Source organism: Micromonospora sp. DT46 (assembly GCF_049841735.1).
Taxonomy (GTDB): domain Bacteria; phylum Actinomycetota; class Actinomycetes; order Mycobacteriales; family Micromonosporaceae; genus Micromonospora; species Micromonospora reichwaldensis.
Map to the genome: position 1 here is coordinate 248940 of NZ_JBNCKW010000009.1, position 19591 is coordinate 268530.

The following is a 19591-nucleotide window of genomic DNA, read 5'->3' on the forward strand; positions in this document are numbered from 1 at the left end:
TGGAGGGGTGCGTGAAGCGAAACTGGGAAGCCCTGGTGCTCAAGGCGATGGGCGGCCGCGAATTCCGGCTGACCGTGCTCGGCACCGAGGCCGTCGGCGAGCGCTACCGTCGACTGCGCATGGACGGCGGCGGGCTGCTGGAGGCGTGCGGCGTGCACCCCACCATGTGGGTGCGGCTGTGGTTCGACAACGACGGCAAGCCGCACCAGCGCGCGTACACCCTCGTCGATCCCGACCCGGAGACCGGCCGCTTCGACCTGGAGTTCGCCATCCACGACGGATGCGCCGCCCGGTGGGCCGCCGCCGCCCAGGTCGGCGACACCATCGAGGCCACCGTGCAGGGCACCGCCTTCAACCTGCCGGACCCCGCCCCGCAGCACCTGTACCTGGTGGGTGACGCCGCCTCGCTCCCGGCGGTGAACAGCCTGCTCGCCGCGTCCCCCGACACCCCGGCGACGGTCTGGCTGGAGTACGCCCACGAGGGTGAGAAGGAGCTGGCGCCGCGCGCCCACGCCAGGCACCAGGTCACCTGGGTGCCGCGCCGCGACGAGGGCCAGCACCTGGTCGAGACGGTCTGCGCGGCCCTGCCCGCCGCCGAGGACGCCCACTACTGGGTGGCCTGCGAGGCGGCCAGCACGCGCGGCATCACCAAGCACGTGCGGCGGAACCTGGGCGTCGGCAAGCACCAGCTCACCTCGCTGGCCTACTGGAGCGCCCGGTGAGAGGTCGGCTCGGCACGCTGACCGCGCTCTACGTCACGCAGTACCTCGGCATCGGCTTCATCACCGTCGGGCTGACCGCCATCCTGCGCGACGGCGGCACCTCCCTCGACACGCTGGCGCTGTTGCAGTTCGTCGGACTGGTCTGGCCGATCAAGTTCCTCTGGGCGCCCGTCCTCGACCGGTACGGCTCCCGCCACCGTGGTCACTACCGGTCCTGGCTGCTGGTGCTCCAGGGCGGCCTGGTGCTGGCCCTGCTGGCGCTGCTGCCGTTCGACCGCCCGGCCGCGCAGCTCGGGCCGGTCGTCGCGATCTGCGTCGCGTACGTGTTCCTCTCCGCGACGCAGGACATCGCCGTCGACGCCGTCGCCGTCCGGCTGCTCTCCGAGCGCTCGAGGGGCACCGGCAACGGCATCCAGGTCGCCGCGAGCTACGTCGGCAACCTGCTCGGCGGCGGCGCCTGCGTGGTCGTCTACGACCGCTTCGGGTGGGCGCCCGCGATCCTGCTGCTCGCCGCCCTGACCGCCGTCGGCCTGCTGGTGGTGTGGCGGTTCCGCGAGCCGGACCGCACCGACCGCGTCGAAAGCGCCGGTGCGGCGTACCGGGCGCTGCTGTCGGTGCTGAGCCAGCCCGGCTGCCGCCGGTGGACCTTCGGCGTGGTGCCGCTGGTCTACATCGGCGCGGGCGCGACGTACGCCCTGGTGACGCCGGCCCTGGTGGACGCGGACTGGTCCCTGGCGCGCATCGGTGTGGTGACCGGCGTGGTGACCAGCCTGCCGGCCATCGTGGCCGGTCTGGTCTCCGGGGCCGCGATCGGCCGGTTCGGGCGGGGCCGCGTGCTCGTCGCCGGGGGAGTGGCGCTCGCGCTGTCCACGGCGATGCTGCTGCCGTTGCTGAACGGCCGGGCCCCGCTCGCCGGGACGGTCGCCGCGCTCTGCTGCTTCATGGCCGCCTACACGATCGCCAACGTCGTGCTCTACACGGTCAACATGGACTACTCCCGGCCCGGCACGGGCGGTACGGACTTCACGGTGCTGTCGTCGTTCGGGCTGGTCTGCTCGTTCGTGGCGGCCTCCGTCGCGCTGGCCGCGGCCGAGGTGTTCGGCTATCCCGCGGTCGCGGTCGCCTCCGTCGTCCTGGTGGCGCTGGGCGTCGCGCTGGGCCTCGGGCACCAGCGGCGGTTCCCGCCCCGATCCGTTGTGGCGCCGGGGGAGCGCGAGTTGTCGAAGGTGTCCGGCTGAGTGATATCGCTCAATGTGGGCAACGATGTTGACACATCCTTAGGTTAGGGTAACCTAAGCTCGCTCGATCACCGACTGCGGGCGGATGGTGACGTCCCGCCATCCCGCCGTACCGTCCATTCCCGACCGTTGAGGACCCGCATGAGCCTGCCCGGATCCACCGTCCAGGTGCCTTCGACCGGGGTGACCCCCGCCTCCGACGGCGCCCGCGCCCACCTCTTCACCGCCGGCACGGTGGAGGACTACCGGCGCGTGCTGGCCGAGGGGATCGGCCGGGTCGCGACCCGGATGGCCGAGGTGGACCGGCCGTTCACCGGCGTGACACCGGACGAGCTGGTGCCGCGGATCGCCGGCATCGACCTGGACCGGCCGCTGGGCGACAGCGGCGCCGCGCTCGACGAGCTGCACGACGTCTACCTGCGCGACGCCGTCTACTTCCACCACCCCCGCTACCTCGCGCACCTCAACTGCCCGGTGGTGATCCCCGCGCTACTCGGCGAGGCGGTGCTCAGCGCCGTCAACTCCTCGCTGGACACCTGGGACCAGAGCGCCGGCGGCACCCTGATCGAGCGTCGGCTCATCGACTGGACGGCCGACCGGATCGGGCTGGGGCCGGCCGCCGACGGCATCTTCACCAGCGGCGGCACCCAGTCCAACCTCCAGGCGATGCTGCTGGCCCGCGAGGAGACCTGCGCGAACCTGGTCGGCCGGGCGACCGAGCGGCAGTCCCGCCCGGAGCTGCTGTCGCGACTGCGCATCCTCACCTCGGCGGCCGGTCACTTCAGCGTGCAGAAGGCGGCCAAGCTGCTCGGCCTCGGCGCCGACGCGGTGGTCACCGTGCCCACCGACGCCGACCGGCGGATGCGCACCGCCGACCTGGCCCGGGAGATCGCCCGGTGCCGGGAGGAGGGGCTGGTGGTGATGGCCGTCGTGGCCACCGGTGGCACCACCGACTTCGGCACCATCGACCCGCTGCCGCAGATCGCCGACATCTGCGCCGCCGCCGGCGTGTGGCTGCACGTCGACGCCGCGTACGGCTGCGGGCTGCTGGTGTCGCCGACCCGGCGGCACCTGCTCGACGGCATCGAGCGGGCCGACTCGGTCACCGTCGACTACCACAAGTCGTTCTTCCAGCCGGTCAGCTCCAGCGCGCTGCTGGTGCGCGACCGGCGCGTGCTGCGGCACGCCACCTGGCACGCCGACTACCTCAACCCGGCGCGGATGGTCGAGCAGCGCATCCCCAACCAGGTCGACAAGAGCATCCAGACCACCCGCCGATTCGACGCCCTCAAGCTCTGGCTGACCCTGCGGATCATGGGGCCGGACGCGATCGGTGAGCTCTTCGACGAGGTGGTCGACCGGGCCGCCGCCGCGTGGCAGCTGCTCAGCGGGGACCCCCGCTTCGAGGTGGTGACCCGCTCGCAGCTGAGCACCGTGGTCTTCCGCTACCTGCCGGCCGCCGCCGGCCGGGAGGTCGTCGACGACGCCAACCTGTACGCCCGCGAGGCGCTGGCCGCCTCCGGCGCCGGGCTCGTCGCCGGTACCAAGGTCGACGGCGCGCACTACCTCAAGCTCACCCTGCTCAACCCCGAGACCACGATGGACGACATCGCCCACGTCCTCGACCTCCTCGCCGAACACGCCGGCTGGTACGCCCAGACCAGGACCACCGCCGAGCTGTCCTGCCCCGTCGGCTGACGATCCGCCCCCCGCTCTGGAGAACCGCATGTCGACGCACGACTTCATCGCCGTCGGGCTGGGCCCGTACAACCTGGGCCTGGCCTGCCTGACCGAGCCGATCGACGAGCTCGACGGAATCTTCCTGGAGGCGCGGGACACCTTCAGCTGGCATCCCGGGATGCTGCTGGAGTCGACCCGGCTCCAGACGCCGTTCATCGCCGACCTGGTCACGCTCGCCGACCCGACGTCGCCGTACTCCTTTCTGAGCTACCTGAAGGAGTCCGGGCGGCTGTACCCGTTCTACATCCGGGAGAGCTTCTTCCCGCTGCGCAGCGAGTACGACGACTACTGCCGCTGGGCCGCCGGCAAGCTGGGCGGCGTCCGGTTCGGGCAGCAGGTCACGGCGGTCGAATTCGACCCGGCCGACGAGCACTACACCGTCACGGCCACGGTGGCGGCCACGGGCGGGTCGGTCACCTACCGGGCCCGGCACCTGGTGCTCGGCACCGGCACCCCGCCGTACGTGCCGGAGGCCTGCGCGGGCCTCGGCGGCGACGCGATCCACAACTCGCAGTACCTGGAGCACCGGGCGGCGCTGCGCGCCAAGCGGAGCATCACCGTCGTCGGCAGCGGGCAGAGCGCGGCCGAGATCTACCACGACCTGCTCGGCGACATCGACACGTGCGGCTACCAGCTCAACTGGGTGACCCGTTCGCCCCGGTTCTTCCCCCTCGAATACACCAAGCTCACCCTCGAGATGACCTCGCCGGACTACGTGGACTACTTCCACGCCCTGCCGGAGTCCACCCGCTACCGGCTGGAGTCCGAGCAGAAGGGGCTGTTCAAGGGCATCAACGCCGACCTGATCAACGAGATCTACGACCTGCTCTACGCCAAGAGCATCCCCGGCCCGGTCCGCACCCGGCTGCTGACCAACACCGCGCTGACCACCGCCACCCACGACGAGTCGAGCGGGACGTACACGCTGGGGCTGCGCAACGTCGAGCAGGAGCGCGACTTCACGCTGGACACCGAGGGGCTGGTGCTGGCGACCGGCTACCACTACCGGGTACCGGAGTTCCTGGAGCCGGTGCGCGACCGGATCCGCTGGGACGCGCACGGGCGCTTCGACGTGGCCCGCAACTACAGCATCGACCACACCGGCCGGGGCATCTTCCTCCAGAACGCCGGCACCCACACGCACAGCGTCACCTCGCCCGACCTGGGCATGGGCCCGTACCGCAACTCGTGGATCATCCGCGAGCTGCTGGGCCGCGAGCACTACCCGATCGAGAAGGGCATCGCCTTCCAGGAGTTCGGCGTGCCGGCCGGGGCCGCGTCGTGACCGAGGTCGTCCACCGTCGCGCCGACGGCCGGCTCGGCGAGTTCGCCCTGCGTACGCTCGACCCGGACGCCGACGCGCCGCTGCTGCACCGTTGGGTGACCCACCCGAAGGCGGCGTTCTGGCTCATGCAGGACGCCGACGTGGCCCGGGTCGCCGAGGAGTACCGGCGGATCGCCGCGCACCCGCACCACGACGCGTTCCTCGGCCTGCACGAGGGCCGACCGGCCTTCCTCGCCGAGCGGTACGACCCCGCCCACGTCGAGCTCGTCGGCCTGTACGACGCGGCCGACGGCGACGTCGGCATGCACTTCCTCTGCGCGCCCGCCGACGCCCCCGTGCACGGCTTCACCCGGGCGGTGATCACGACGGTGATGGCGTGGCTCTTCGCCGACCCGGCCACCCGCCGCGTCGTCGTGGAGCCCGACGTGCGCAACACGGCGGTGCACGCGCTCAACGCGGCCGTCGGCTTCACCGTGGTGGGCCCGATCCGCAAGCCCGAGAAGGACGCGCTGCTCAGCGTCTGCACCCGTGACCAGTTCCACGCCGCAACCCGAGGAGACGTGCCCGCGTGAACCCGCTCGCATCCGTGGCCCACCTGACGCCCGCCAACTGGGCGCACGCCAACCGGCTGCTGGTCCGCAAGGCGCTGGCCGAGTTCGCCCACGAGCGCCTGCTCGCGCCCGAGCCGCTCGACGCGGACCAGGCGGCATCCTTGACGGGGGAGCGGCGGTACCAGGTGCGCGGCGACGACGGCGAGGTCGTCTACCGGTTCACCGCGAGCCTGCTGGCCCTGGACCACTGGCGCATCGACGCCGACAGCATCACCCGCCACCGCGGCGACGCCGAGCTGCCGCTGGACGCCCTGGAGTTCTGCCTCGACCTGCGCGGGGCGCTCGGGCTGAGCGACCAGATCCTCCCCGTCTACCTGGAGGAGATCAGCTCCACGCTGGCCAGCACCGCGTACAAGCTCGACAAGCCGGCGGTCAGCGCCGCCGAGCTCGCCGACGCGGACTTCCAGGCCATCGAGACCCAGATGACCGAGGGCCACCCGGGCTTCGTCGCCAACAACGGCCGCATCGGCTTCGGCATCGACGAATACCGGGCGTACGCCCCGGAGGCCGGCCGCCCGCTGCGGCTGCTCTGGGTGGCCGGGCACCGCGACCGGACGAGCTTCAGCTGCGCCGCCGACCTCGACTACGACACCCTGATCCGCGCCGAGCTCGACGAGGAGACCCGCGCCGGGTTCGCCGACACCCTGACCGGGCTCGGCCTCGACCCGGCCGACTACCTGCTCATCCCGGTGCATCCGTGGCAGTGGTGGAACCGGATCTCCGTCACGTTCGCCGCCGAGGTGGCGCAGCGCCGGCTCGTGTGCCTCGGCCCCGGCCCCGACGAATACCTCGCCCAGCAGTCCATCCGCACCTTCTTCAACGTCACCGACCCGTCCCGGCACTACGTCAAGACCGCGCTGTCCGTGCTGAACATGGGCTTCATGCGGGGGCTGTCGGCCGCGTACATGGCAGCCACCCCGGCCATCAACGACTGGCTCGCCGAGCTGATCGACGGCGACGAGGTCCTCAAGCGCACCGGGCTGACGATCATCCGCGAGCGGGCCGCCGTCGGGTACCGGCACCTGGAGTACGAGGCGGCGACCGACCGGTACTCCCCGTACCGCAAGATGCTGGCGGCCCTGTGGCGGGAGAGCCCGGTGCCCGCGCTGGAGCCGGGCCGGCGACTGGCCACCATGGCGTCCCTGCTGCACACCGACCGCGAGGGCCGCTCGTTTGCCGCCGCGCTCATCGCCCGGTCGGGGCTGGCGCCGCAGGTGTGGCTGCGCCGCTACCTCGACGCCTACCTCACCCCGCTGCTGCACAGCTTCTACGCCCACGACCTGGCGTTCATGCCACACGGCGAGAACGTCATCCTCGTCCTGGACGGCGGGACGGTCGAGCGGGCGATCTTCAAGGACATCGCCGAGGAGATCGTGGTGATGGACCCGGAGGCCGACCTGCCCCCGCTGGTCGAACGGGTCAGGGCCGACGTGCCGGAGGACATGAAGCTGCTCTCCATCTTCACCGACGTCTTCGACGGCTTCCTGCGCTACCTCAGCGCCATCCTCGTCACCGAGGGCGTCCTCGACGAGGAGACCTTCTGGCGGACGGTCGCCGGGTGCGCCGCCGACTACGCCGACAGCGTCCCGCACCTGGCCGAGCGGCTGCGGCGCTACGACCTGTTCGCCCCGGAGTTCGCACTGTCCTGCCTGAACCGGCTCCAGCTGCGCAACAACCAGCAGATGGTCGACCTCGCCGACCCGTCGGCCGCGCTGCAACTCGTCGGCACCCTGACCAACCCCATCGCCCGCTTCGCCCCGGCCGCCCGATGACGACGACGCTCGCGCCCCCCGCCGGGGCGCCGGCCGGCGGCGCGGACGGTCGGGTGCGGGGCCGGTGGCTGATCCTCGCCGTGCTCTGCCTCGCCCAGGTCACCGTGGTGCTCGACAACACGGTGCTGACCGTGGCGATCCCCGTGCTCACGACCGAGCTGGCCGCCAGCACCGCCGACGTGCAGTGGATGATCAACGCGTACGCGCTGGTCCAGTGCGGACTGCTGCTCACCGCCGGCAGCGCCGCCGACCGGTACGGTCGCCGCCGGATGCTGCTGGCCGGCCTCGTGCTGTTCGGGCTCGGGTCGCTGGCCGCCGGGCTCGCCCAGTCCAGCGGCCAGCTCATCGCGGCCCGCGCCGGCATGGGGATCGGCGGCGCGCTGCTGGTCACCGCCACCCTCGCGGTGGCGATGCAGGTCTTCGACGACGCCGAGCGGTCCCGGGCGATCGGCCTCTGGGCGGCGGCGAGCGCGCTGGGCTTCGCGGCCGGGCCGCCCTTCGGTGGGCTCGTCCTCGCCCACCTGCCGTGGGGGGCGATCTTCCTGGTCAACGTCCCGATCGTGCTGGTCTGCCTGGTGGCGGCGTGGGCGCTGGTGCCCGAGTCGCGCCAGCCGGCCGGCGGCCGCCTCGACCTGGGCGGGGTGCTGCTCTCCACGGCCGGCCTGACCGCGGTCGTCTACGCGATCATCGCCGGGCCGGAACACGGCTGGGCCGCCACCCCGGTGCTCGTCGCGGCGGTGACCGGGGTGCTCCTGCTCGCCGCCTTCGTGGCCTGGGAACGGCGGGTCGCCGACCCCATGCTGGACATGCACTTCTTCCGCAACCCCCGCTTCGTGGGCGCGGTCTCCGGCGTCGTCCTGATCACCTTCGGCGCCACCGGCGCGCTGTTCCTGCTCACCCAGCACCTCCAGTTCGTCCGCGGCTACCCGGCCTGGGAGGCGGGGCTGCGGATGATGCCGTTCGCGCTCTCCATCGTCCTGCTGAACGTGGGCGGCGTCGCCACGCGGGTGATCCACCGGCTCGGGCTGGCGTACTCGATCGCCCTCGGCATGACGCTGCTCGCCGCCGGTCTCGCCCTGATCACCCACGCCCCGTCGGACGGCTACGGGGTGCTGCTGCCGGGCCTGCTGGTGATGGGCGCCGGCTGCGCCGTGGCCAACCCTGCCATCGTCGAGGCCGTGATGAGCGCCATCCCGCCGGAGAAGGCCGGGGCGGGCGCGGGCGTGGACGGCACCATGACGGAGGTCGGCAGCAGCCTCGGCGTCGCCGTGCTGGGCGCGATCCTCAACGCCCGCTTCGCCGCGCTGCTGCCCGCCGCCGTGGCCGGCGCCGGCTCGTTCCCCGCCGCGCTGGCCGCCGCGCGCAGCGAGTCGGAGCGCGCGCTGGTCTCCGACGCGTTCCGCTCCGCCCTGGAGACCGGGCAGACGGTCGGCGCCGTGGCCGTCTTCGCGGGCGGCTGCGTGGCCGCCGCGCTGCTGCGCCGCGCCGAGCGGGCCGGCTGAGCGCCGACCCGCCCCGTTCCGACCCGTTCCGCTCCGCCAGCCGACGGCGCCGCGGGGAAGGGCTCGTCGCCGCGCAGGTGACCGACGCCGCCGCCAGCCGCGGCGTCGGCGTCCGGCCCGACCGCGTCGACGTCCGGGGCCGGACGGTGCCGGCGTCAGGGCCGGACGGTGCCGGGGCCTGGCCCGACCGTGTCGACGTCAGGGCCGGCGGAGCGTCCGCAGTGCGCCGGCCCAGGCGACCACCTCGTCGAGCATGGTGTTGAGGGCCTGCTCGTGGTGCGCCGCCGGCCGGAAGTCACGGAAGTTGACGAAGTCCGTCGTCAGGGAGAGCGCGACCTGGGACCGGACGTCGGCCACGCCGAGCTGCCCGAGCACCAGCCGCAGGTGCTCCGCCGCCCGCGTACCGCCGTGCACGCCGTAGCTGACCAGGCCGGCGGAGGCGTGCTGCCACTCCTTGAACAGGAAGTCGACGGCGTCCTTCAGCGCGCCCGGGATCGAGTGGTTGTACTCCGGGGTGACGAAGACGAAGCCGTCGAACCCGGCGATCGTCGACGCCCAGCGGCGTACGGCGGGGCGCCTCGACGGCGCCATCGACGGCGGCAGCACCTCGTCGAAGTGCGGCAGGTCGTGGTCGGCGATGTCGACCAGCTCGACCGTGGCGTCGCCCCGCTTGGCGGCGACGTCGGTCACCCAGCGGGCCACGGCGTCGGCCTTGCGGCCGGGCCGCGTGCTGCCGACGATGACACCGATCCTGACCATGGCTGATCTCCTCTACAGGGTGGGTACGGAACGCACGGGGGCCGGCGGGCCGGTCAGGCCACGGGCCAGCTCCACCGCGCCGTGCAGGGACGACAATCCGCCCAGGGCGGCGGCCCGCACCGGTGGCGCCGGCCGCCCGGGCCGGCCGGCGGCGCGGGCCCGCTCGGCGACGAGCGGCACGAAGTCGGGCAGGCCGGCGGCGAACCCGCCGCCCACGATCGCCAGCGCCGGGTCCAGCAGCTCGCCGAGGCTCACGACCGCCGCCGCCAGCGCCCGGCAGCTCGCGTCGACCGCCTCCACCGCCCACGGCCGGCGCTCGTCGAGCCCCGCCTGCAGGTCGTCGAAGCTCACCTCGGCGCCGCGGCCGGCGCCCGCCCGGCGCAGGGTGGCCGGGCCGGACGCGATCGACTGGAGACAGCCGCGCCGGCCGCAGTCGCAGCGCTCGCCGTCGAGGGCGACGACCATGTGACCGATCTCGGCGGAGGAGCGGCCGGGCACCGAGCGCCCCGCCAGCACCACGCCGCCGCCGATCCCGGTGCCGACGCCCAGGTAGACCACGTCGTCCCGGCCGGCGTGCCGGGCCTCGGCCAGCGCGGCGAGGTCACCGTCGTCGGCGACGGCCGTCGCCGCGTCGGGGAAGAGGCGGCGCAGCGCACCGGCGAGGTCCAGCCCCGCCCAACCGGGCCGGCCGGGCCAGGTGGTGACGGTGCCCGCCGGGTCCGTGGTCGCCGGCATCGCCACCCCGACCGCACCCACCGGTCCCCACGCCTCGCGCAGCCGGTCCGCCTCGGCGGCCAGCGCGGCCAGGTCCGCGGCCGGGTCGGCGCCGCGTGGCCAGCGGAAGGTCCGGTCGTACGCCGGCCGTCCGGGCGCCTCCGCGCGCAGCGCCACCTTGGTGCCGCCGACGTCGACACCGAGCACGCCGTCGCCCCGCTGCGGACCGGTCACGCCCGCGCCTCAGCCCTCAAGCACGTGCAGGACCACGAGCGCGACGGCCGCCACCGCGAAGATCACCGGCGTCAGGGTCATCGGGGCCGGGTCCTTCGCGCGGGCGTGGTAGACCACCGCGCCCACCATCTGCAGGGCGAGGCCGATCGCCGCCGCGATGCCCAGCGGCGCCCAGAGCAGGCCGAGCAGCAGCCCGGCGACCGCGGCGAGTTCCAGCACCCCGAGCAGGCGCGTCAGCCCGGGCGAGACGCCGAGGTGGTCCATCCGCTCGCGCATCTGCGCCTGCCCGGTGAGCTTCGGCACGGCGGTGCCCAGGAACACCGCGGCGAGGATGAGGGTCAGGACGAGGATGGGAATGTGCACGTGATGTCCTTCGGGAAGAGTCGGAACGTGCGGACGACCGTACCGCTGGCGCATCGACGCCGATCGGGCCGGACGGCGCGGTGACGGGTCGTCATCGGACGGTCGCGGCGAGGGCGCGGGCGGCCAGGCGGTAGCCCAGCGACCCGAGCCCGACGATGACGCCGCTGGCCAGCGGGGCGATCACCGAGTCGTGCCGGAAGCTCTCCCGGGCCCAGACGTTGGACAGGTGTACCTCGACGAAGGGCCGGGGATAGTTGGCCAGCGCGTCGCGCAGGCTCCAGCCCGCGATCATCAGGGCGCCCGGGTTGACGATGGCGCCCACGGTGTCGTAGTTGTCCTGGATGGCGCGGATCATGGCGCCCTCGCAGTCGTGCTGCTCGGCCACCACCCGCCAGCCCCGTCCCGCGATCTCCTCGCCGACGGCCCGTTCGATGTCGTCCAGGGTGTCGGTGCCGTAGATCTCCGGCTCCCGTCGGCCGAGGATGCCCAGGTTCGGGCCGTTCAGCAGCAACACGTCCGACACGCTTCACCTCGCGGGGCGTGGCCCTGTCCCGACAAGGCCCGATGACTGGTCCACCGCAGTCTTACTACGCCCGCGACGCCGGGCGAACCGGCGGTGGCCGTGGCGCGGCGGACTAAGGGGTGGCTAGGGGCTGTTAGGGGCGGTGACCGCGCGTCCGCTTCGGTTACCGTCCTCCCTGCCGAAGCGACGCCGCCGACTCCAACGGAAGCGTCACCTACCTCGAACCGGCCATCGGCGCCCCGGTGCGCCCGGACCGCGTGCCGGCGGTACCCGGTCGTCCCGCCCGATGGTCCGGCGAAGCCCCTGGTCTGCCCGAGTTGGGAAGTGGGAAGTCATGAGTGGTCAGCCCTCGACGGTGTCGGAGTTCCCCGAGTGGCCGCAGTTCGGCGACGAGGAGCGCGCCGGACTGATCCGCGCCCTCGAACAGGGGCAGTGGTGGCGGATGGGCGGCAGCGAGGTCGACTCCTTCGAGAAGGAGTTCGGTGACTACCACGGCACGCCGCACGCGCTCGCCGTCACCAACGGCACCCACGCCCTTGAGGTCGCCCTGGAGGTGCTCGGCGTCGGGCCGGGCACCGAGGTGATCGTCCCAGCCTTCACGTTCATCTCGTCCTCGCTGGCCGCGCAGCGCCTCGGCGCGGTCGCCGTGCCGGTCGACGTCGACCTCGACACCTACTGCATCGACCCGGCCGCCGTCGAGGCCGCGATCACCCCCCGCACCAAGGTCGTCATGCCGGTGCACATGGCCGGCCAGTTCGCCGACATGGACGCGCTGGACAAGCTCGCCGCCGACGCGGGGGTGGCGGTGCTCCAGGACGCGGCGCACGCCCACGGCGCGCAGTGGCAGGGCAAGCGGTCCGGGGCGCTCGGCTCGGTGGCCGCGTTCAGCTTCCAGAACGGCAAGCTGATGACTGCCGGCGAGGGCGGGGCGGTGCTCTTCCCCGACGAGGAGCTGCGCGAGCGGGCGTTCCTCGTGCACAGCTGCGGCCGGCCCCGCACCGACCGGGACTACCTGCACGGCACCACCGGCTCGAACTACCGGATGGGCGAGTTCACCGCCGCCGTGCTACGCGCCCAGCTGTCCCGCCTGGACGAGCAGATCGCGCTGCGCGAGCAGCGGTGGCCGCTGCTGTCGAGCCTGCTCGCCGAGATCCCCGGCGTGGTGCCGCAGACCACCGACCCCCGTACCGACCGCAACCCGCACTACATGGCGATGTTCCGCGTCCCCGGGATCACCATCGAGCGCCGCCGCGCCGTGGTCGACGCGCTCATCGCCCGGGGCGTCCCGGCGTTCGTGGCGTTCCGGGCGATCTACCGGTGCGAGGGCTTCTGGAAGGCCGGCGCTCCCGACGAGTCGGTCGAGGCGATCGCGGCCCGCTGCCCCAACGTCGAGCAGATCCACTCCGACTGCATCTGGCTGCACCACCGCACCCTGCTCGGCACGGAGCAGCAGATGCACGAGATCGCCGCCGTGCTCGCCGACGTCCTCGCCGGATGACGGCCCTGCCCCCGGCCGCCGCGCCCGACCGACCGGTGCGGGTCGCGGTGGCCGGCCTCGGGTGGGCCGGGCGGGAGATCTGGCTGCCCCGGCTCGCCGCGCATCCGGGCTTCGAGGTGACCGCCGTGGTCGACCCGGAGCCCGGCGTACGCGACCGGGCCCGTGGCACCCACGACGTCCCGTCCGCGTACGCCGACGTCGACGACCTGCCCGCCGGGGCGGTCGACCTGGTGGTGGTCGCCGTACCGAACCACCTGCACGCCACCGTGGCGGTCCGGCTGCTGCGCCGGGGCGTACCGGTGTTCCTGGAGAAGCCGGTCTGCCTGACCTCCGCCGAGGCGACCCTGCTGGCCGACGCGGAACGCGACGGCGGCGCGGTGCTGCTGGCCGGCAGCGCCGCCCGCTACCGGGCCGACATCCGGGCCCTGACCGGGGTGGCCGCCGAGCTGGGCCCGATCCGGCACGTCGACGTGGCCTGGGTCCGCGCCCGGGGGGTGCCCGACGCGGGCGGCTGGTTCACCCGGCGCGACCTCTCCGGCGGGGGAGCGCTGGTGGACCTCGGCTGGCACCTGCTCGACACGGTGCTGCCGATGCTCGGCCCGACCCGGGTCACCCACGCCATCGGCAGCGTCTCCGACGACTTCGTCAACGACAGCGCCGCCCACGCCGCCTGGCGCAGCGACACCGGCGCCGGTGGTCGCGCCCCCGGGGACGTCGAGGACACCGCCCGGGGCTTCCTGCTCACCGCCGAGGGGACCTCGGTCGCCCTGCACGCCTGCTGGGCCTCGCACGAGTCGCTGGACCGCACCACCGTCACCGTGCACGGCGCCGCCGGATCGGCGACGCTGCGCTGCACGTTCGGCTTCAGCCCCAACCGGGAGCCGGCGCCGGTGCTGACCCGCACCCGGGACGGCGAGACCGTCCGGCTGTCGCTGCCCGAGGAGCCGATCGGCGCCGAGTACGACCGCCAGCTCGACGAGCTGCCCGCGCTGCTCGCCGACCCGGCGTCGCGGGGCGCGGCCGTCGCCGAGGCCCGCCGGACCATCGACATCATCGAACGGATCTACCAGTCCGCCCGGCCCACCGCGCCGGAGCGGCAGCACGCGCTGGCGGGCCATCGCGACCGGTGAGAACCACCGTCGGCCACACTCGCTTCCGGGAGCAGCCATGAGCCATCCATCGTCCACCGTCGAGGTGACCCCGCCGTCGCCGGGCCGCGGCCCGATCCGCGCGGTCGTGTTCGACCTCGACGGCGTCATCGTCGACAGCTCGGCCGTCATGCGTGAGGCGTTCAGCATCGCGTACGCCGAGGTGGTGGGCGACGGGCCGGCGCCGTTCGAGGAGTACAACCGGCACATGGGCCGGTACTTCCCGGACATCATGCGGCTGATGGGGCTGCCCCTGGAGATGGAGGAGCCGTTCGTCCGGGAGAGCTACCGGATGGCCCACCTGGTGCCGCTCTTCCCCGGCGTCCGGGAGACCCTGGAGACGCTGCACTCCCGGGGGATCCGGATGGCGATCGCCACCGGCAAGGCCGGCCCCCGGGCCCGCTCCCTGCTTGACCAGCTCGGCGTGCTGGGCCTCTTCGGTCAGGTGATCGGCTCCGACGAGGTGGCCCGCCCGAAGCCCGCCCCGGACATCGTGCTCCAGGCGCTCGGCCACCTCGACGTGCCGCCCGGCCAGGCGATGATGGTCGGCGACGCGGTCATCGACCTGCTCAGCGGCCGGGACGCCGGGGCGACCGCGGTGGCCACCACCTGGCACGGCGGGGACGTCGCCGCGCTGCTCGCCGCCGGCCCCGACCTGGTCGTGCACGCCCCGACGGAGCTGCTCGCGCACTGCCCGGCGGCCCTCGTCCACTGAGACCCGCCCGCCCGCTCCCCGTCGTGACGGGCGCGACCCGAACCTGTCGTGCACGTCCGGCCCGCCCTGAACAGGCGGGCCGGGACACCGTCCGGAGTCCCCGCCCGCCTGTCCGGTGTGCCCGGTCGGGTCGGTTCAGCCGTTGCGGCTGACCGGCGCCGTACCCACCACGTAGTTGGTGCCGACCTCGACGCTGTTGGGGATCTCGCGGCTGGTCTGGGTGTCGCAGTTGACGATGTTCCAGTGCAGGTGCGGGCCGGTCACGTTGCCGGTCGCCCCGGAGGTTCCGATCCGCTGTCCCTGCGCCACGCGGTCACCGTTGTTGATGATCGTGGCACTCAGGTGGGCGTACTGGGAGCACCGGTTGTTGCCGTGGTCGACGAGCGCCATGATCCCGCCGCCGCCCGCCCAGCCCTCGAAGCGGATGGTGCCCGCGGCGGACGCGAGGATCGGCACGCCCACCGGCATGCCGAAGTCGATGGCGTGCCGGTTGTAGACGTCGTTGTGGGAGAAGCTGCTGCCCGCCGCCTGGGTGATCGGGTAGGCGCGTCCGGCCGGGAACGGCAGCTTGAACTGGGCGGAGCTGCCGCAGGGCGGGACGACCGGGCCGTTCGAACCGGTCTCCAGGAATCCGTCGGTGAGCCACCCGCCGCCCGAGAGCTTGTTCCAGATGTTGGTGACGCCGGCGAAACCCTGGACGGAGTCCCCTCGGACGTGGCAGGTGATGGTGACGGTGTTGCCGTTGGGGACACTGCCGATCACCGCTGCGCTCACCGACGGCGCATTGCGGATGTTCAGCGGGAGTCCACTGGGTACGTACACCCTGACCTGGGCGGCGGCGTGTGCCGGCACAGCCGACAGGGCCACGGTCAAACAGGAGACCAGGACAGCGATCAGGGTCTGCGTTACGCGGCGCAGGGAAATCACCTCCGACTGGCCCGCCGGGGGCGGGCGATAGATCATCATCGACAGCGTGATGCTAGCCCCGGCGGAAGCCGTGGCGATACACGTCGATAGGGGCCCCTGAAGCGCTCTCAGTGCGCGCCGTCGACGGCCCCGGGTCCGGCTTCCAGGAAGCGCAGCATGGCGGTGGCCAGGATCTCGGCGACGGGGGCCGGGACCAGGTCGGTGCGGATGGTGACGCGCAGGAGGGCGCCCCCGTTGCCGGGAAGCACCTCGGCGACGCAGGAACCCGACCACTCCCGGGCGTACGGCTCGACGACCTCCTCGGTCCGGCAGCCGGGCAGCTCCAGCGGCAGCACCACGTTGTCCTGGTAGGCGAACGAGGGCATGCTGTTGGCCACCTCGCGGGACATGCCGAGGACCGGGTCGACGGTCATCTCCACGAAGGAGACGTCCTGGGCGGCCATCAGCGCGTCCGCGGTGCGCTGGACCGCTCGGATCAGGTCCTTCTCCGGCCCGTCGAAACGGACCCGCAGGCAGTTGGAGGTGATCCTGCTCGTGAAGGTGGAGTCGAGGATCCGGCTGCCGCGCTGGGCGACGATCATCAGCAGGGCGATGTCGTCCTGCTGGTGGATGGTGCGCAGCGCCGAGGCGTAGGCGGCGGCGAAATAGGTGGAGCGGCTGAACCGCTGTTCGCGGGCGGCCCGGTCCCAGCGGTCCAGCACCTCCGGAGGGACGGTGACGATGTGCCCGGTCCGAGGGCCCCAGGTCGGGGTCTGCTCCAGCAGCGACTGCGGCCGGCCCTCGCCCTGGCGGGCGAGGCCGCGCAACTGCTCGCGCCAGTAGTCGCGCTGCGCGTCGAGGTCGGTGGCGGCCCGCAGGCGGGTGTGCTCGTCGTGGAACTGGCGCAGCGTGGGCGCGGGGCGGTCCCAGCCGGGCGCCCGGCCGGCCAGGCGGGCGGCGTAGGCGTGGCCGAGGTCGCGGACAAGCAGCGCGTGTGACCAGCCGTCGAAGGCGATGTGGTGGATGCCGATGCCGAACAGGATGCGCCCGGTCGACCTGTCGCGGATGAGCGCGGCCCGCCAGTTGCGGCCCTGGGTGTAGTCCAGCGGCTGCTGCACGGCCTCGGCGAGCTGGTCGAGGGCCTCCTGCTCGCTGGTGGCGTCGGTGAGCAGTCGCAGCTGCGGCATGCCCGGCTTCGGTGGGACGACGGCCACGGGGGGGTCCACCCGCCGGTAGCGGGCGTACAGCGCCTCGTGCCGGCGGTGCACGTCGCCGAGCGCCGCCATCAGCGCGCGCAGGTCCAGCTCGCCCTCGATCCACCAGGTGGTCGGGCAGACCAGGTCGAAGGGGAGCCAGACGAACTTGCCGACCGACAGGGTCAGCGGGACGGGCCCGGCCGGGCCGGGACGGCCGGTGACGGACGGTTCCGGTTCGGCCGGGGGACGGCGGGGCGCGGTGGTGAGCCAGTGCGCCAGGCCGTGCGGGGTGGGCGTGCGGTGGATCTGCGAGACGGGTACGACGACGTCGGCGGCCTCGTCGACGGCCGCGGCGACGGCGGCGGACTGCAGGGAGGTGCCGCCGAGGGCGAAGAAGCTGTCCCGCGTGCCGACCCGGTCGATGCCGAGGACGGTCGCAAACACTCCGGCCACGAGACGTTCCTCGTCGGTGGCGGCCTCCATGTAGTCCACGCCGAGGTCCGGGCGCTGCGGGCCCGGCTCCGGCAGTGCCCGCCTGTCGATCTTGCCGGTGCCGCCGACGGGGAACCGGTCGAGGACCATGATCACGGCGGGGACCATGTACGGGGGCAGCACACCCGAGGCGTGCTCCCGCAGCTCGGTCACGGCCGGCTTGCGGCCGTCCCGGCCGGTCACGTAGCCGACCAGCCGGGCGACGCCCCGGTCCTCGCGGCGGACGACCACGGCCGTGCCGACGCCCGGGTGCTGTTCGAGGACGGCCTCGATCTCGCCGAGCTCGATGCGGATGCCGTTGACCTTCACCTGGTGGTCCATCCGGGCGAGGATCTCCAGCGCCCCGGAGGCGTTCCACCGGCCCAGGTCGCCGGTGCGGTAGGCGACTCCGCCGCCGTACGGGTCGGTGACGAACCGTTGGGCGGTCAGCTCGGGTCGGTTGAGGTAACTGTCGGCGACCCCGGCGCCGGTGATGAGGATTTCGCCGGCCACGCCCATGGGGACGAGGCCGAGGTTGGCGTCGACGACACGGATCTGCCGGTTGGGCATGGGCCAGCCGATCGGCACGTACGCGCCGCTCCAGCCGGCCGACGCGTCGAACCACGTGCACGCCACGGCGGCCTCGGCGGGCCCGTACGCGTTGATCAGGCGCGCGCCGGCCGCGATCCACCGTTGCGCCATGCGCGGCGGAACGGGCTCCCCGGCGAGGGTCACGCAGGACATGCTCGGGCAGTCGGCCGGGTCCACGGCGGCGAGGTTGGTGGGCGGGCAGAACGCGTGGGTGGTCTCCTCCTTCGCGATCAGCTCCGTCAACCGGCGGGCGTCGAGCAGGTCGTCGCGGGAGCTGACGACGACGCGGGCGCCGGAGGTCAGCGCGGTGTAGATCTCGCCCAGGGCGACGTCGAAGACCGGCGCGCAGCAGTGCAGCATCCGGCTGTCCGGGCCGACCGCGCACTCGTCGCGCATCCAGGTGACGAAGTTCGTCAGCATGTCGTGGGTCAGCACGACGCCCTTCGGCGTGCCCGTGGAGCCGGACGTGTAGATCACGAACGCCGGCCGGGAGGCGTCCACGACCGGCAGCTCGCCCGCTTCGGCCGCCTCCACGGCGGACCACTCGTCGTCGAGGGCGACCACCTTGACGCCGTCCGGGCGCGGGATGCGTGGGGCGACCTCGCCGACGGTGAGCACGACCCGGGCGCCGTGGTCGGCCAGCAGCAGCCGCATCCGCTCCGCCGGCCAGGACACGTCCATCGGCGTGTACGCCGCGCCCGCCCGCAGCACGGCCAGGGTGGCGACGAGGGTCAACATGCCGCGGTCCAGCGCCAGCGACACCACGTCCCCGACGCCGACACCGGCGGAGCGCAGGTAGCGGGCGAGCAGCTCCGAACGGCGTGCCAGTTCCGCGTACGTGACGACCTCGCCGTCGGCGACGCCCGCGATCGCGTCCGGCGTGCGGCGCGCCCACTCCAACACCAGCTCGTGCAGCGGCTCGGCCGGCACCGGGCGGACCGGACCCCGGCCCCACGCGAGCAGCCGCTCCCGATCGGCCGCGCCCAGCAGCGGCAGCCCGGACAGCGGGACCTCGGGTTCCCGCACGCCGGCCGATAGCAGCGTCACGGTCTGGTTCAGCAGGCCCCGCACCCAGTCCGCGGAGAAGCCCTCCGCCGTGTGGTCCGCCCGCAGCCCGGACCCGTCCGAGGCCACGCTGACCATCAGGTCGACGTCCACCGTCTCCGGGCCCACGCCGGGCACCGGGCCGTCGACCAGGTCGACCGCCACCGGGCCCACCACACCCGCACCCGCCGCCGGCGCGGCCCACGCCGCACGCACCCGGCCCACCAGCTCACCGAACGCCGGATCGTCCGCCACGCCCACCCGCAGCACCGTCCCGCCCGAGGACAGGCCGAGCGCCACCTCCTCCTGACCGGTGTAGCGGGCCAGCACCCCGACGAGGCCCGCCAGCACCACCAGTCCCGCCGGCTCCGGGCCCGCCAGGTCGGGTAGCGCGAGCGTACGCAGCTCGGACGCCGCCCGGGCCGGCCACGCCAGCGGCCGGCGCAGGTCACCCATCAGGTCGAGGGCCTCGAAGTCGGGCCCCGCGACACCCGCGGTCGGGGCCTGGGCACCTACGAGCCCGACGGACATGGGTCAACCTCCGATCAGGACCGGCACC

Annotated in this window: 16 protein-coding genes; 10 read left to right on the forward strand and 6 right to left on the reverse strand. The window is 73.5% G+C overall.

What is annotated here, in order from left to right:
- The first annotated feature begins 11 nt into the window (after positions 1 to 11).
- The 7 genes from ACLQ20_RS25480 (at position 12) to ACLQ20_RS25510 (ending at position 8870) form a co-directional block, all read left to right on the forward strand.
- A complete protein-coding gene (locus ACLQ20_RS25480; protein ID WP_151455075.1) occupies positions 12 to 722 on the forward strand; it encodes a siderophore-interacting protein in 711 nt (236 codons plus the stop codon).
- Positions 719 to 1960, forward strand: coding sequence for an MFS transporter (locus ACLQ20_RS25485; RefSeq protein WP_327028011.1), 1242 nt, complete (start codon positions 719 to 721; stop codon positions 1958 to 1960). The genes ACLQ20_RS25480 and ACLQ20_RS25485 overlap by 4 nt, the downstream gene beginning before the upstream one ends.
- A gap of 141 nt (positions 1961 to 2101) precedes the next feature.
- The gene (locus ACLQ20_RS25490) at positions 2102 to 3658 is read left to right on the forward strand and encodes a pyridoxal phosphate-dependent decarboxylase family protein (RefSeq protein WP_151455073.1); all 1557 of its coding nucleotides are present in this window, start codon (positions 2102 to 2104) and stop codon (positions 3656 to 3658) included.
- Positions 3659 to 3686: 28 nt separating this feature from the next.
- Positions 3687 to 4985 carry a lysine N(6)-hydroxylase/L-ornithine N(5)-oxygenase family protein gene (locus tag ACLQ20_RS25495; protein ID WP_425857896.1) on the forward strand — a complete coding sequence of 433 codons (1299 nt, stop codon included), beginning with the start codon at positions 3687 to 3689 and terminating at the stop codon, positions 4983 to 4985.
- Positions 4982 to 5557, forward strand: a complete 576-nt coding sequence (locus tag ACLQ20_RS25500; RefSeq protein WP_151455071.1) for a GNAT family N-acetyltransferase — start codon at positions 4982 to 4984, stop codon at positions 5555 to 5557. Before ACLQ20_RS25495 ends, ACLQ20_RS25500 begins: the two co-directional genes overlap by 4 nt.
- Positions 5554 to 7368, forward strand: coding sequence for an IucA/IucC family protein (locus ACLQ20_RS25505; RefSeq protein ID WP_151455070.1), 1815 nt, complete (start codon positions 5554 to 5556; stop codon positions 7366 to 7368). Before ACLQ20_RS25500 ends, ACLQ20_RS25505 begins: the two co-directional genes overlap by 4 nt.
- Positions 7365 to 8870 (forward strand): MFS transporter, encoded by a 1506-nt coding sequence (locus tag ACLQ20_RS25510; protein WP_151455069.1) that lies wholly within the window; start codon positions 7365 to 7367, stop codon positions 8868 to 8870. Before ACLQ20_RS25505 ends, ACLQ20_RS25510 begins: the two co-directional genes overlap by 4 nt.
- A gap of 198 nt (positions 8871 to 9068) precedes the next feature.
- Here the strand turns inward: ACLQ20_RS25510 and ACLQ20_RS25515 are convergent, their stop codons facing one another.
- From ACLQ20_RS25515 to ACLQ20_RS25530, 4 genes are all read right to left on the reverse strand, one after another.
- On the reverse strand, positions 9069 to 9629 hold the full coding sequence (locus ACLQ20_RS25515; protein ID WP_151455068.1) for an NADPH-dependent FMN reductase: 561 nt from the start codon (positions 9627 to 9629) through the stop codon (positions 9069 to 9071).
- A 12-nt stretch (positions 9630 to 9641) separates the two neighbouring features.
- Entirely contained in the window at positions 9642 to 10577 is a 936-nt protein-coding gene (locus tag ACLQ20_RS25520) for an ROK family protein (protein ID WP_425857897.1), read from the reverse strand.
- Positions 10578 to 10586: 9 nt separating this feature from the next.
- On the reverse strand, positions 10587 to 10940 hold the full coding sequence (locus ACLQ20_RS25525; RefSeq protein WP_151455066.1) for a DoxX family protein: 354 nt from the start codon (positions 10938 to 10940) through the stop codon (positions 10587 to 10589).
- A gap of 91 nt (positions 10941 to 11031) precedes the next feature.
- Entirely contained in the window at positions 11032 to 11463 is a 432-nt protein-coding gene (locus ACLQ20_RS25530) for a type II 3-dehydroquinate dehydratase (RefSeq protein WP_151455065.1), read from the reverse strand.
- A gap of 334 nt (positions 11464 to 11797) precedes the next feature.
- On the opposite strand from ACLQ20_RS25530, the gene ACLQ20_RS25535 reads away from it, so the two are divergent.
- The 3 genes from ACLQ20_RS25535 to ACLQ20_RS25545 are packed head-to-tail and all read left to right on the forward strand — an operon-like array spanning position 11798 to position 14824.
- Positions 11798 to 12961, forward strand: a complete 1164-nt coding sequence (locus ACLQ20_RS25535; RefSeq protein ID WP_327028023.1) for a DegT/DnrJ/EryC1/StrS family aminotransferase — start codon at positions 11798 to 11800, stop codon at positions 12959 to 12961.
- Positions 12958 to 14091: a Gfo/Idh/MocA family protein gene (locus ACLQ20_RS25540; protein WP_425857898.1), complete on the forward strand. Its 1134-nt coding sequence runs from the start codon at positions 12958 to 12960 to the stop codon at positions 14089 to 14091. The genes ACLQ20_RS25535 and ACLQ20_RS25540 overlap by 4 nt, the downstream gene beginning before the upstream one ends.
- Before the next feature lie 37 nt (positions 14092 to 14128).
- Positions 14129 to 14824 (forward strand): HAD-IA family hydrolase, encoded by a 696-nt coding sequence (locus ACLQ20_RS25545; RefSeq protein WP_327028025.1) that lies wholly within the window; start codon positions 14129 to 14131, stop codon positions 14822 to 14824.
- Between the two features lie 135 nt (positions 14825 to 14959).
- Here ACLQ20_RS25545 and ACLQ20_RS25550 read toward each other — a convergent pair whose 3' ends face one another.
- Together ACLQ20_RS25550 and ACLQ20_RS25555 are read right to left on the reverse strand one after the other, a co-directional pair.
- Positions 14960 to 15598, reverse strand: coding sequence for a peptidoglycan DD-metalloendopeptidase family protein (locus ACLQ20_RS25550; protein ID WP_358120346.1), 639 nt, complete (start codon positions 15596 to 15598; stop codon positions 14960 to 14962).
- A 260-nt stretch (positions 15599 to 15858) separates the two neighbouring features.
- The gene (locus tag ACLQ20_RS25555; protein ID WP_425857899.1) at positions 15859 to 19563 is read right to left on the reverse strand and encodes a non-ribosomal peptide synthetase; all 3705 of its coding nucleotides are present in this window, start codon (positions 19561 to 19563) and stop codon (positions 15859 to 15861) included.
- Positions 19564 to 19591: the final 28 nt, after the last annotated feature.